The 13,559-nt window shown below is 47.1% G+C and carries 11 protein-coding genes; 4 read left to right on the forward strand and 7 right to left on the reverse strand.

The window, feature by feature from the left end; translation table 11 throughout:
• Positions 1-19: 19 nt before the first annotated feature.
• From SEML1_RS03170 to SEML1_RS03180, 3 genes are all read right to left on the reverse strand, one after another.
• A complete protein-coding gene (locus SEML1_RS03170) occupies positions 20-352 on the reverse strand; it encodes a thioredoxin family protein (RefSeq protein WP_376753783.1) in 333 nt (110 codons plus the stop codon).
• Between the two features lie 110 nt (positions 353-462).
• Complete coding sequence (locus SEML1_RS03175; protein ID WP_376753784.1) at positions 463-873, reverse strand: transcriptional repressor; 411 nt, start codon at positions 871-873, stop codon at positions 463-465.
• 108 nt (positions 874-981) lie between these two features.
• Positions 982-1,221, reverse strand: coding sequence for a hypothetical protein (locus SEML1_RS03180; protein WP_376753785.1), 240 nt, complete (start codon positions 1,219-1,221; stop codon positions 982-984).
• Between the two features lie 198 nt (positions 1,222-1,419).
• Here SEML1_RS03180 and SEML1_RS03185 point away from each other — a divergent pair, with 198 nt between their 5' ends.
• The gene (locus SEML1_RS03185) at positions 1,420-3,192 is read left to right on the forward strand and encodes an ABC transporter ATP-binding protein (RefSeq protein ID WP_376753786.1); all 1,773 of its coding nucleotides are present in this window, start codon (positions 1,420-1,422) and stop codon (positions 3,190-3,192) included.
• A gap of 47 nt (positions 3,193-3,239) precedes the next feature.
• Here the strand turns inward: SEML1_RS03185 and SEML1_RS03190 are convergent, their stop codons facing one another.
• Together SEML1_RS03190 and SEML1_RS03195 are read right to left on the reverse strand one after the other, a co-directional pair.
• On the reverse strand, positions 3,240-3,941 hold the full coding sequence (locus SEML1_RS03190; protein ID WP_376753787.1) for a 50S ribosomal protein L25: 702 nt from the start codon (positions 3,939-3,941) through the stop codon (positions 3,240-3,242).
• 152 nt (positions 3,942-4,093) lie between these two features.
• Positions 4,094-7,519, reverse strand: a complete 3,426-nt coding sequence (locus tag SEML1_RS03195; protein WP_376753788.1) for a right-handed parallel beta-helix repeat-containing protein — start codon at positions 7,517-7,519, stop codon at positions 4,094-4,096.
• A gap of 200 nt (positions 7,520-7,719) precedes the next feature.
• Here SEML1_RS03195 and SEML1_RS03200 point away from each other — a divergent pair, with 200 nt between their 5' ends.
• Positions 7,720-8,379, forward strand: a complete 660-nt coding sequence (locus tag SEML1_RS03200; protein ID WP_376753789.1) for a DedA family protein — start codon at positions 7,720-7,722, stop codon at positions 8,377-8,379.
• A 29-nt stretch (positions 8,380-8,408) separates the two neighbouring features.
• Here the strand turns inward: SEML1_RS03200 and uvrA are convergent, their stop codons facing one another.
• On the reverse strand, positions 8,409-11,219 hold the full coding sequence (gene uvrA / locus SEML1_RS03205; protein WP_376753790.1) for an excinuclease ABC subunit UvrA: 2,811 nt from the start codon (positions 11,217-11,219) through the stop codon (positions 8,409-8,411).
• A gap of 140 nt (positions 11,220-11,359) precedes the next feature.
• Between uvrA and SEML1_RS03210 the strand changes: the two genes are divergently transcribed.
• Together SEML1_RS03210 and SEML1_RS03215 are read left to right on the forward strand one after the other, a co-directional pair.
• Entirely contained in the window at positions 11,360-11,791 is a 432-nt protein-coding gene (locus SEML1_RS03210; protein WP_376753791.1) for a Fur family transcriptional regulator, read from the forward strand.
• Positions 11,792-11,877: 86 nt separating this feature from the next.
• Positions 11,878-12,123, forward strand: a complete 246-nt coding sequence (locus SEML1_RS03215) for a hypothetical protein (RefSeq protein ID WP_376753792.1) — start codon at positions 11,878-11,880, stop codon at positions 12,121-12,123.
• Positions 12,124-12,130: 7 nt separating this feature from the next.
• On the opposite strand, the gene sbcB is transcribed toward SEML1_RS03215, so the two are convergent.
• Positions 12,131-13,549: an exodeoxyribonuclease I gene (gene sbcB / locus SEML1_RS03220; RefSeq protein WP_376753793.1), complete on the reverse strand. Its 1,419-nt coding sequence runs from the start codon at positions 13,547-13,549 to the stop codon at positions 12,131-12,133.
• Between the last annotated feature and the right edge of the window lie 10 nt (positions 13,550-13,559).

The raw sequence follows: 13,559 nt of genomic DNA on the forward strand, positions 1-13,559 counted from the left end.
GAATTACTCAGCCGTTCACCTACTTCTTCACGGCTTTTTCGAGCGCGTCAATCAAGACCTGCTTCGGTCTCATGCCAATCAGTTCTTGAACTTCCTTGCCGCCTGCAAAAATCTTCATGTTCGGAATACCTTGTACACGATATTCTTTTGCCAATTCGCTACTATCACCGCTCGCTTCCGTGTCAATTTTGATAACATCAAAATTAGTTTCGTCGGCAATTTGCTGTAAAATTGGCGCCATCGCACGGCACGGCGGACACCAGGTCGCCCAAAAATCCACTAATACCGGATTGGCACTCTGCAGCACTTTCTCCTCAAACTCCTGACGATTCGTTATATTGTATAATGCCATGCTCCCTCCTTGTTATTTTTTATTATACCATTTTGCCAACCGTTTACTCAGCAGAACAATTACAATTGCTAGCGCAATCTTGGCATGTGGTTTTTATACACTTGCATGCTTTATTCATCGGCATACTCCTCCTTTCTACAACAGCTACACTCTTGACACTCACCACAAACCGTCAAAGAACCGTCTAGCACGCAATTACACAATTGATCTTGCAAGATCTTGCGGCATGGCGCAGGACACGTAATGTCAATTAAACAATCGCACCGAGTGCAGCAAAAATGATCATGCGGTTTCATGTTTGCGTCGAACCGTTTATCGCCATTCTTTGTCTTTGGTGCAAGCGCTATTTCGCCGTCATCAACTAATCGCTGCGTGATTCGGTGAATTGTCGTTGCGCTCACCTGTATATAGCGATCCGTGTAGTACTGCATAATATCCGCATGGGTCGCGTGACCCAGCTGCTTTATACAATCCCGCACTAAATTAGCATATTTACTTTCGCGGCGTATGATGGTTGTCATATTCTTATTGTAAATCATTTACATTAAAAATACAAGAAGTTTACTTTTCCAGCACTATCACAACACAATGGACTGCAGAGTATAAATTTTATCAAACAAGCCCAACGATTAAATTGTTCCAACCTTACGATATACACCATCAAGCGTTTCTACATCATCGGGATTAAGAAAATATGTAATTGCATCAGTTTTAATAATGTCTAGCGAACACATCTCTTCTATATAACCATCGAATCGTCCTGTTATCATGCCAAAATAGCGCTCAATAATTTCTAGTATAATGATTTGCTCCGGTAAATCATTTACATTACTGATAATATACACGGTCTCAAAGCTCGCGATGACCATTCAAAACTCCGTTTGTATCATCTTCATTTTGACTATGGCGAGCAATAAACAGTTTCACAGTTTGACCCATACCTCTATCTTGCTATATAATCTAGCTATTATGAACTCGTAAGCGAGTTCCTCTATTTTTCTCTTCACTATTTCGCTCAACAATACGTAATAATTTAAGTTGCAAAACACTACAAAAGGAGATTTATCATGAGTAAAAGATCAAAAGACAGCCAATCTATTCTGCGCTTATTCTGGCGTACGTCGCAGTCATATAAATGGCGGCGAAATATATCAGTTATTACCACAGTAACTACGTTCGTCGTCGGCATGTTCGTTGGTCCGCTGATTATTGCGCAGCTACTCGACATGATTCAGCATGGGAGACTCAGCGACACCAGCAACTCATGGCAGCTCGTGATATTATACGGATTATCGCAACTATGGTCGGAGATTATCGGTTGGCGCTTAGTGCTTTATCTAGTGTGGACATTTGAGGTCTCCGTGATGCGCGATTTGTATGTAAAAATATTCAACAAATTAGCAAACGAAACGTTATTTTTCCACGCTAACAAGTTTGGCGGCTCGCTAGTTAGCCAAACAAATAAATTTACCGGAGCGTTTGAACGCTTCTGGGATACTATCATTTGGTCGATTCTGCCGGTCGTGATTTCCATTATTGGATCAATCGTTGTTCTCTCAACATTGTTATGGCAATACGCTATCTTCTTGGCGATTTTCGCGGTTATCTTCATTATAGTGGTCTATTTTGGTTCGCGACCAATGATGAAGCTAAACGAAAAAGAAGCGGCTGCCAACAATACTATGAGCGGCAAAATCGCTGATGCTATCTCTAATATTATGGCAGTGAAATCATCAGGCGCCGAGATGCGAGAAAGTAAAGAATTTACCAAAACAGCAAACAACTGGCGCAGCGCTTCATTTAATTTGATGTCCGGTTTTCTGAAAATGAGCGCTATTTATTCATCAATTACGACGACCATCAAAGTTGCCGCTATCGCGTTCGCCGTCTATGCTGCGCAGCATAGTACTGTATCGGTAGCAGCGATTTACCTAATTATTACCTACACCGGTACAATGACGCGCGAGCTATGGAATATGAACGGTATTATGCGCAATTATAACCGCGTGCTTGGCGACGCGCGCGACATGGCGGAAATTCTACAAACACCGACAAGCTTGATTGATAAAAGTGCGAGAAAATTACGCATTTCGCACGGCGAAATCGTCATGAATAATGTGACATTCACGCATGATGAAGGACAAGGCGACACGTTGTTTAAGAATTTCTCGCTGACCATCAAACCCGGCGAAAAAGTTGGACTAGTTGGCACATCTGGCTCAGGAAAGACGACGCTGACAAAACTACTCCTACGCTTTGCCGACATTGATAGCGGCGAGATTTTAATCGACTCGCAAAATATCGCCGACGTCACACAGGCAAGCTTACGCTCAAGTATTGCGTATGTACCACAAGAACCGCTGCTCTTTCACCGCTCAGTGCTGGACAATATCGCGTACGGACGACCTGGCGCAACAAAATCCAACGTAAAGAAAGCCGCCAAGCAAGCTGGCGCATATGATTTCATCACGAAATTACACGATGGATTTGACACGCTTGTCGGCGAGCGCGGCGTGAAATTATCGGGCGGACAACGCCAACGTATTGCTATCGCCCGCGCTATTTTGAAAGATGCACCAATTTTAGTCCTTGACGAGGCAACATCAGCGCTCGACTCGGAATCTGAGGCGCTGATTCAAGAGTCGCTTGAGACGCTGATGAAAAATCGTACATCTATCGTTATCGCTCATCGCCTGTCAACTATCGCCAAACTTGACCGCATTATTGTCATGAAACGCGGTCGCATTATTGAGGACGACACGCACAACGAGTTGCTGAAAAAGAACGGTACATACGCGCAATTATGGCAACGTCAATCCGGCGGGTTTATTGAGGAATAAAAAATCGTCCCCAATTCTGGGGGACGATTAAACATTTATATCACCTTTTATTCTGCTTCCGCGCCTGGCTTTTCGCCTTCAACTGGCACGTCCTCAGCGTCAGCCGAAGTCGATTCTCCTGCCGCCGCTTCATTTGCAGCTTCAATTGCAGCCGGCTCATACACGCTTGCAACGACTAAATCCTTCACGGTAACATTGTCGTCAGCCGCACCTTCGCGACCATCATCATTGTCGACAATCTCTACACCTGATGGCAACAGTATATCGCCGATCGTAACGCGATCGCCAGCGTCCGCGAGGTTCATAATCGACACCTCTAGAGACTCTGGCAGCTCCATCGGCAGCGCTTTGACCTCAATTTTCTCAATCGCTTGCAAAACGACCAATCCGTTACGCTCCGCCGCTGACTCACCTTCGCCAGCCAGGCGGATAGGCACTTCCGCCACCACCGGCTCATCGGCACGAACTGCATGAAACGAAATGTGACGAATAACACCATGCTTAATAGGGTGAAATTCCGCAGCTTTAATCATCGCAATACGGTGTTTCGTGCCCGACAACTGCACCGGCGTATGCTTGCCAGCTTCCGCGTACACACGCACCACCTCGCCTGCGTCAGCCTGAATTGCAATCGGCTCCATATTCGCACCATACACAACACCCGGCGTCAGCCCTCGTCTCCGCAGCTGCTTTACTTTTTTGCCGAAAATTTCTCGGCGATCTACTTTCAATGTTACCTTGTCTCCCATATTTCTCCTTTTCGGATATGTTTCCGGAGTTACATTATACTGTGTATTTATTATAGCATATGCGGAAACTATTATTCGTAACACTCTGTCTGCAAGCAAGCATAAATACTACCACCCTGCTCGCAAAAACGCAATGTATGTTTATCCAAAATCTATCGGGTTCGGCGTTTCATCAAATAGTAACCACCAACTATGCCACCGCCGAGCAGTGCGACCGCACCGAACGCATAAAACACTACATTATCTCCCGTATTTGCAAGTTGCCGACCACTCACCTTATTATTTGCATTCTGTGCCGATGAGCGGGCAGACGTACCGCCTGGCTGAGTGCTGGGAGGAGTTGGAGATGCCGACACCAAGTAAACACCCACTGGATCAACAATCTCGCCATTCGCGATACCGTCCGAATCGCCGAATCCGCCATCTGTAAGCTGATACGCCACAACCGTACGCAAACCATCTGCCGATGCCAAGAAACTCACCTTATTTGTTATGTCGCTCACCGTCCCGTTATATTCCTTTACGACTCGCAATTTTGACGTGTCTGAGTATAAGCGACTAAGCTGTAGTTGAACCTGCACCGAATAACCACTCGCCGACGCTGAATGCGCACAATCAACCGTGAATGCGACTTGCTCGCGTAAATCGCTACCCTGATGCTTCGGCGAAATTGCACCGAGTGCAATCTGAGCTATATTAGAGCACTGACTACCAGAGACGGAAACTGTCAGTACACCGCCTCCAGGCTGGGTAATCTGCCGTTTCGTCACCGGCGCCGGAGCTGGCGGCGTTACAATTGTAATCGCATTCAAACGATCCTGTAGAGCTTTCTTTTTGGCTTGATCTTGAACTTTGTCAACCAACACTTTTGCAGCGTCAACGGCAGTCTGCGTTTTGTTATGCTCCGCCGCAACAACAGCAGTCTCGGCAGCGGACTGAGCGTTTGTCTCTTTTTGCTGGGCAGCGGTGATGGCATTATTAAGAGCAACCGTAGCGTCGTTCACATCCTGCTCGCTTACACTTTGAGAATTGTTTACCTCTCGCGCTTTTGCAAGTGCCCTTGCAACTCCCTGATCGTTCTGGATGTACAACGGTTCGTTTTGTGCAGCTGTTATTGCAGCGCGAAGAGCAGTTTTATCAACCGGCGCTGGCATAACGATTGCATCAAGGCGATCTTGGAAGGACTTTTTCTTGGCTTGGTCTTGGACCTTGTCGACAAGTACTTTCGCGGCATCTATAGCGGTTTGTGTTTTGTCGTGTTCCGCTTTTGCCACAGCAGTTTCAGCAGCTGCCTGAGCGTCTGATTCTTTCTTCTTCGCCGCCGAAACAGCATTATTTAGTGTGGTCGTGGCTAAAGCTACATCTTGCTCGGTAGCGCTCTGTGAGCTATTTATTTCCTGAGCTTTCATAAGTGCTCTCGCTACAGCTTCGTCCCGCCTAATGTATAGCGGTTCATTTTGTGCAGCCGTTATAGCAGCCTGAAGAGCGGCTTTATCCGGAGCAACCGGCGTTGTACCTGTCGCGTCCATTAATGTATTAACGAGCGCCCCGCGATTCACTGCTACACCAGCTTTTACCGTCGTACCCGACGGATCAATCGCAAGCGCAACGTCGCTCGGCAACGGCTTGCCAGAGTTAATTGCAGGACTACCGGCTTTTAGCGTGTAGTTGCTCTTCTTATAGTCGGCATTATGTACCGCCTCTTTTATAAAATACGGATTATTTTCCCGCGAACCAAGCTCATCAAACGAATGCTCGCCGCGCCCCTTGATAGAACTCCGAACCCGAGTATCATTCTTGATGTCTGCTATTCGAGCGAATTGTATATCAATCGTATTTCCGCCGTCAAGATCCCAAGTAAATACTGTTGGCTCATTCGCAAGGCTGCTTCGGTAGTAAACATTATAATCAAACCCTTTGAACATTTCGTTCGTGTAGATTTTTGTCGCTGCAGCGCCATTATTCTTGTCACCGTCAGAACGCACAGGGAACGAATAGAACCGCGAACCGTCATTTGGTACATATGCACGCGACGATAGAATATTATTATACATTTCTAAACCAGTCAGATTCCAGCTTAGTCCTTGACTCTTCGACCACGACTCCCACGTCGTACAGGTTACGTTATCCGCTGCGTAAGCATTACATCCGCTCTCGCGACTGTCTTCAAACAAATCAATCGGCCGGTTCGTTCGCGAAATCGTATTGTTATAAATTTTTACATCATTGCTGCCCGAAATACGTATGCCTGTACCAGAACCTTCAATAATATTAGAGGCAATAATAGCAGGACCAGATACTTCATAAAATATTGCCGTTCCATTGTTTGTAAAGAAGTTACCGACCAGCTTTGCATCAATACAACCCTCGTCGCACCAAAAACCAATCGGACTTGCCTTTATCATATTATTAGGATCGCTTTCTTCAACGCCAGATCCCGACCGATCAATGATATTATTACGAAATGTAAAGTCTTTCGTGTGCGTCACTTTTATTTCTGATATCGTACAGAATGCACCGCATTTCTTCACTTTAAACCCGGCGGCGTTACTGCCAGAAAATGTATTACCAATATACGTTGCCTTATGCGTTCTATTGGCACCCGCACCGTTTGCGCCGTTATCTAAGAATTTCGTATTTTTTACAACTAGATTATCAGCCTCGCCGGTATGTAACCCTATCGCTGAACTTTGTGCAAAGATAGAATCTTGAATAACCGCATTTTTCGAAACCACAAATGCTTGCGACACACCAGACGTATCCGTAAAACCCCACGCTTGTACCGGCGCATACTGTGCAATGTTTATACCCTTCATATTAAATCCAGCACCAGCCGCCGTAAACGCCCGCGACCGCTGCGATATTTCCGTTACGCCTGTAGTCGGGTCAGAGCCAACATAGTACGTAATATCGTCTTCTACACCTGGATGATAGTCATATTTACCTGTATCCGAGTTGAACGTTCTTGTCGTCGGCGTTTGATCTTCGGCGTAGAATTTACCAGCCGACACTTCCGCCTTGCTTGCGACTTGTTTTAGCGGCTTATCGTCAATAAACACTTGCTCCGGAAATGCTGCTGTGCCTTCTTCTGCTGGATTACTATTTACTGTACAGACGTGGCAAAAATTGGTGTACCGTCCTTTCGTTTTCCAGAGATTTCCTTCTTTCGTCCAAACAGAGCCGCTCACGACATCACTGCCTTTGAGCCAGACTTCAGCGTGCGGTGCAGCTTGCAACGTTATGTTTGTTTTGTCGATCGAAAAATGCGGTTCACGGTAAATTCCAGATTTCGCGACTACTGTACCGCCGTTTGAAAGCTTCGACAAGGCAAACTTAAATGTCTTATATGGCGCGCTTTCCGTACCATTCCCCGATGCATCATCACCATCCGGTGATACCCATGCAACGTTGTTCGTCGGCACCACGTAGTTTGTATCGGTAAACTGATACATATTATTAATACGGACAGCATGCGCCGGTATAAAGTGCATTAGCCCCAAACCAGCAACAAACAAAACCGCCACATGTGCAACGATTATTTTATACAATTTCCTTCTATTTGAGCCTAGTTTTATCACCGCCCTATTCCGCCTTTTTTCTGTTAATGTTTTGTACCTCAGTTCCACTGTACCACAAATCGCTTACGCCTGTCAACAGAGAAGCTCTTAATCTTACCTCCTTGCAGCTAGGCCGCACCCCATCACCTTATCTGCGGCGCCTCTAATGTTTTTACCACGCTTCTGCAATAGTATTAAACTATGGTACAATTTTACTTGATATGGAAGCGCTCGTTCACGCCATCACCGGCTTTGGAATTATCGCAATCCTGCTCGTCGTCTTTGCCGAGTCGGGACTGCTCATTGGATTCATTTTTCCGGGCGATAGTTTACTATTCACCGCCGGTTACATGGTGCAGCAGCAAATTCTCGGATTCAATGGACAACCAATTGATATCCATATCTTTGCACTGCTTATTTTTGCCGCAGCTGTTGCCGGCGATAGCGTCGGATTTGAATTCGGGCATAAAGTCGGCCGTAAATTATTTCAAAAAGAAAACTCGCGATTTTTTAAGAAAAAATATCTCGACCAAACCGAAGCATTCTATGCTAAGCACGGCTCAATTACGATCGTACTCGCACGGTTTGTGCCGATTGTTCGCACGTTTGCGCCAATTGTTGCCGGCGCAAGCAATATGCATTACCGCACATTTATTACATACAACATTATCGGCGGGTTCTTGTGGTCGTCGCTGTTTGTCCATCTCGGATATTACGCCGGCGAGTTTTTGACCAAAGCGGGTATAAATATTGAGGTCGCAGCGCTTATTATGATATTCCTATCGGTTTTGCCAATGGTTATTCACGCGCTCAAACAAGAAAGTACGCGCGCTAAACTCAAACGCCAGTTCAAAGTGTTGTTTTCGAAAAAAGATAGCTAAATTACCTGTCGTTACAAATAGCCCGTAGACTATAAAAGCTTTTTCAAGTACTTGCCGGTGAATGATTCCGGCGATTTTGCAACATCTTCCGGCGTACCTGATGCAACCACCGTGCCGCCGCCTTGCCCGCCTTCCGGGCCCATATCAATAATCCAGTCGGCGCATTTTATTACCTCTAAATTATGCTCAATGATAATCATACTATTACCGCCGTCGACAAGTTTTTGTAGAATATCAAGTAGTTTTTTAACGTCTGCCGTATGCAGCCCCGTTGTCGGCTCATCTAGGATGTAGAGCGTTTTACCAGTTGAACGGCGGCTCAATTCAGTCGCAAGTTTGATTCGCTGCGCTTCGCCGCCCGAAAATGTCGTTGCCGGCTGCCCAAGTTTAACATAACCAAGCCCCACCTCGTTGATCGTTTGCAGTTTGCGCGCAATCGCCGGCACATTCGCGAAAAACTCACACGCCTGCTCAACTGTCATATTCAAAATATCGCTAATCGTTTTACCCTTATACTTAATTTCAAGCGCTTCGCGATTATACCGCTTACCATGGCATTCCGGACACTGAACGTATACATCCGGCAAAAAGTGCATTTCAATTTTTATCATGCCGTCACCCTGGCAATGCTCGCAGCGCCCGCCCTTCACATTAAAACTAAACCGTCCCGCTTTGTAACCGCGAATATTTGCTTCAGGCGTATTTGCAAACAACTCACGGATCTGTGTAAACACGCCGGTGTATGTCGCCGGGTTTGAGCGCGGCGTACGCCCAATCGCCGATTGATCAATTACAATCGCTTTGTCTAATTGATCAATACCATCAATTCGTTCGTGCGCGCCTGGTACTGCTTGCGCCCGATGCAACCGTGCTGTTAGCTCGTTTGCGACAATATCATTCACGAGCGTTGATTTGCCGCTGCCACTCACGCCTGTCACGAGTGTCATCACGCCAAGCGGAAATTCAACATCAATATGTTTCAAATTATTTTCACGCGCACCGCGCACAACGAGTTTACGGTCTTTTTGCACAGTGCGGCGTTTTTTTGGTACAGCTATTTTCTCAGTACCGCTTAAATACCGCCCTGTTATGCTTGCGGAATTTTCCGCAACCTCAGCTGGCGTACCTGCTGCTACAACTTCGCCGCCGTGCACGCCCGCACCCGGACCAATATCTACCAGATAGTCTGCTTGCGCGATCGTATCCTCATCATGCTCAACAACAAGCACCGAATTGCCTAAATCACGCAGATGTTTCAATGTCGCGATTAACCGATCGTTATCACGCTGGTGCAACCCGATCGACGGCTCATCAAGCACATAGAGGACGCCTTGCAGACCAGAACCGATCTGCGTTGCCAAACGAATCCGCTGCGCTTCGCCGCCGCTAAGCGTATTTGCCGCTCGACTCAGCTCTAAGTAGTTTAGACCGACGTTATTCATAAAACCAAGCCGCGCCGCAATCTCTTTCAGAATCAACCGCACAATATGCATTTCCGACTCGCTGAATTTTAGCTTACTAAATAAATCAAGCGCATTTGCTACATCAAGATTACACATATCCATAATCGACAGCCCGTTTACTGTCACCGCCAGCACAACCGGTTTGAGACGCGCACCTTGACATGTCGTACATTTCCGCTCGCGCATAAAGCGCTCAATATCTTTGCGCATAAAGTCGCTTTCCGTCTCGCGATGCCGACGCTCCAGATTCGGAATCACGCCTTCGTATGTCGCATCATAATAGCGCCCGCCCGCCAAGTCAATACGATATTTTTGAGAACCCGTCCCATATAAAATTTTCTGCCGAACATCATCTGGCAATTGCTTGACCGGCACCTGCAGACTAAATCCATGCGCATCGGCGACCGCTTTGATTTTGCGCATATAAAAATTATCAACATTAATACGATTATACGGGCGAATTGCACCCTCGGCGATCGTTAAATTACCGTTAAATACTAATTCTGGATCAATCTCTAGCCGCGTACCAAGCCCCGTGCACGTCGGGCACGCGCCCTGCGGTGCATTAAAACTAAACAGGCGCGGCTCAAGCTCTGGAATCTCTTCGTTCGGGTGATCAACACACGCGTAGCGCTGGCTGTACGTCAACAGCTCGCCGCTATCAGCATTCATAATCTGCACGACACCCGACGCCAAATCAAGCGACTGCTCCACCGCCTGCGACACGCGGCTAATCATATCCGGCTTCATAACGATTCGGTCAATAACAATTTCGATATCATGCTTGTAGCTTTTCTGCAGCTCTGGAAATTCATCAAGCGCATACATCACGCCGTCCACCCGTGCCCGCGCGAAACCGGAGCGCATATATTGCTCTGGCACGTGCTGAAACTCGCCTTTTTTCTGCGCGACGATCGGCGCCAGTATCATGAGCCGTTCGCCCTCTGGTAATCTCATGATTTCATCAATGATCGCCTGTGCCGTGCGCCGCTGCACCGACTTACCGCAGACCGGGCAGTGCGGCACGCCAACGCGCGCAAATAGCAATCGCAAATAATCGTAAATCTCCGTCACCGTTGCAACCGTTGAACGCGGGTTGCGCGATGTCGATTTTTGATCAATACTGATCGCTGGACTTAACCCTTCAATACTATCGACGTCCGGCTTGTCCATGATACCTAAAAACTGCCGTGCATAGCTACTCAGGCTCTCAACGTAACGGCGCTGCCCCTCGGCATAAATCGTATCAAATACCAGACTTGATTTGCCACTACCACTTAAGCCAGTCACGACGACAAATTGATCGCGCGGAATCTCGATATCAATATTTTTCAGGTTATTTTGACGCGCACCGATAATTTTTATGCTCTTTGACATGACTATATATTATAGCATTTTTGCGCACATCATACTAGCCGCGATCGGCACAGAAAAAGCGGAGCGACACGAAACATAGGTGCACATTTTTGCGCACAATATTGCAAATTTGTTGCAATACAGATATACTAAGTAACATTATGAATGACGCTCTGCAAACATTAGAATCCATCCTACGGCAGCATCAATTACATGTCACCAAGCCGCGCCGTACGGTGTTTGCTGCATTATATGACCAGCCGCTGCGCTATATCGGCGAGCTGATACGCGCGACAACGCCATCAATTGATCGCGTTAGCGTATACCGTACGGTTGAGCTATTTGAGCGCCTTGGTATCGTACGCGTCATTCCTGTCGGCTGGAAACATAAAATCGAATTATCCGACACATTTAACAAGCACCACCACCACGCCACCTGCCGGCAATGCGGACGCGTAATTGATTTGCCCGAGAATCACACGCTTGAACGCCTTATTGCATCAATTGCCGCCGAATATCATATTCATAATCCATCGCATGTCCTTGAAATTCAAGGAATTTGCACGCACTGCGCTCAAACGAAAAAATCGTAGCGACTGTTATGGCGCTTATCGTTGCATGTTTTTGACCTAATTGCTATATTATTGTTATAAATAAAAGTAATCTAGGGCGCGCCACCATGAAATGCAAGCACTTATTCCTTACCACATTCGGACTCGCGATAGCAGGAATATTTTTCGTACATAGCAGCAGCTTTTTTGACACATTGCTTGGTTTTATGCTCACTGGCATGATTCCCGGGACGACAATCAGCGTCCCCTATTGGATAATACTTGGCAGCTGTATCATTCTGATCGTCGGTATCATTGACGCGGCATGCAGCACAGCGCCGCTCAAACCGCCGACACATACTTCGGGATACTAATCTTAATCTAATCTGGCTCTGGCAAAATTGACTCTGCCCACAATTGCAGCTCTTGCACGATAAATTCTTTGCCAGGATCAAGCGCACTAGCCGCAAACCGCTGCAGCGCCGCCATATATTTTGGTAATTGCGCCTGTATGCGTGCTGCGCGCCATGTTTGCCACATTTCACGCTCATCACTGCTCAGTGTTTTCGGGAAGTTGCGCGCTTTATAATGCAACAACAGTCCCGGCAGCCGCTCGTCGGCAAAATTGGGATGAAAATCAGCCAGCTCGCGCTCGCTTGCGTTGCGCACTGCTTCGGCGCGCAACCGATCGCGGTCATTCAAAAACCCATCGTATAACTGCGCTTCCGGATCGGGCGATCGCGTAAATTCGGGTTTGTTTTCAAAAATCGTACGTAATTTCTCAGCGAATTCTGGGTGTGCCAGAAGAATTTTTTGGTGTTTCGCTATCGTCTCGGCGTCAAGCGATATTTTCGCCCACCCGCCGCCGTGCGCCAACACACCAAGCGGCGCTACTGCCGGACAGCGATTCGGCTGCAGCTCTTTTGCCGGCAACTTCACAAAATCCTCAGCCTGGCGCTCCTGCCAGCTCGCGTACACTTTATGCGCTAATTCCGACTCGCTTAAATCAATAAACGGCGTCGGATCATATCGTAAATCATACACCACAACGTTGCCATTACGTCCTGCCGCCAGCGGGAACGCGGCTGTCGTCTTAGCGAATTCCTTGTCGTAGCGCCCGCTACTATAAACAAACGGCTTTTTATCGTCGACATTTACAAGTTTTACAACCTCTTTTTTATCGCGCATTTTTAGTAAATATTCAAACAATTGCGGTTGTTTATCGCGAATCAATTTTGTCACGTCAATCAATGCATCAACATCGCTCATCGCGTCATGCGCATTCTTGTGAGCAATACCGTTTTCGCGCGTAATGAGCTCAAGCCGGTTCGTTGGCTCGCCAGCGTCATCAAGCGGCCAGCTAATACCTTCAGGCCGGAGCGCCCGCGTCATCCGCACCACGTCAAGCATATCCCAGCGCGACCGGCCATCTTTCCAGCACCATTCGTATGGATCGTAAAAATTACGCCACAGCAGATGGCGAATGAACTCGTCGTCAAACCGAATGTTATTGAACCCGACAACGATTGTGTCAGGCGTAAAAATTTCATCGTTTAGTATGCGCGCAAACTGCACCTCGCTATAGCCCTCATCGACAGTTTTTTGCGGCGTAATACCAGTGACCATTAGCGCATCAGGGTTCGGCAGCGTGTCGTCACTGAGCGCTACAAGCATATTATACGGCTCGCCGATTGGCGTAAGATCCATGCTTGTCCGCCGCCCCGCAAATTGCATAATCCGGTCTTCGCGCGCGTTTAATCCGCTGGTTTCTAAATCGTAGAAAAAGAATGTTTGCGCCATACTCTTAGTA

It is taken from the genome of Candidatus Saccharimonadaceae bacterium ML1 (assembly GCA_030253535.1).
Lineage (GTDB): Bacteria > Patescibacteriota > Saccharimonadia > Saccharimonadales > Saccharimonadaceae > Saccharimonas > Saccharimonas epibionticum.

What these genes read in the sequence shown, in the direction of transcription:
- SEML1_RS03180 (WP_376753785.1), bottom strand. Translation starts at nt 1,221, where the DNA reads ATGGTCATCGCGAGCTTTGAGACCGTGTATATTATCAGTAATGTAAAT.
- SEML1_RS03190 (WP_376753787.1), bottom strand. Translation starts at nt 3,941, where the DNA reads ATGGGAGACAAGGTAACATTGAAAGTAGATCGCCGAGAAATTTTCGGC.
- SEML1_RS03215 (WP_376753792.1), top strand. Translation starts at nt 11,878, where the DNA reads ATGAAATGCAAGCACTTATTCCTTACCACATTCGGACTCGCGATAGCA.
- SEML1_RS03170 (WP_376753783.1), bottom strand. Translation starts at nt 352, where the DNA reads ATGGCATTATACAATATAACGAATCGTCAGGAGTTTGAGGAGAAAGTG.
- SEML1_RS03210 (WP_376753791.1), top strand. Translation starts at nt 11,360, where the DNA reads ATGAATGACGCTCTGCAAACATTAGAATCCATCCTACGGCAGCATCAA.
- SEML1_RS03185 (WP_376753786.1), top strand. Translation starts at nt 1,420, where the DNA reads ATGAGTAAAAGATCAAAAGACAGCCAATCTATTCTGCGCTTATTCTGG.
- sbcB (WP_376753793.1), bottom strand. Translation starts at nt 13,549, where the DNA reads ATGGCGCAAACATTCTTTTTCTACGATTTAGAAACCAGCGGATTAAAC.
- SEML1_RS03200 (WP_376753789.1), top strand. Translation starts at nt 7,720, where the DNA reads ATGGAAGCGCTCGTTCACGCCATCACCGGCTTTGGAATTATCGCAATC.
- SEML1_RS03175 (WP_376753784.1), bottom strand. Translation starts at nt 873, where the DNA reads ATGACAACCATCATACGCCGCGAAAGTAAATATGCTAATTTAGTGCGG.
- uvrA (WP_376753790.1), bottom strand. Translation starts at nt 11,219, where the DNA reads ATGTCAAAGAGCATAAAAATTATCGGTGCGCGTCAAAATAACCTGAAA.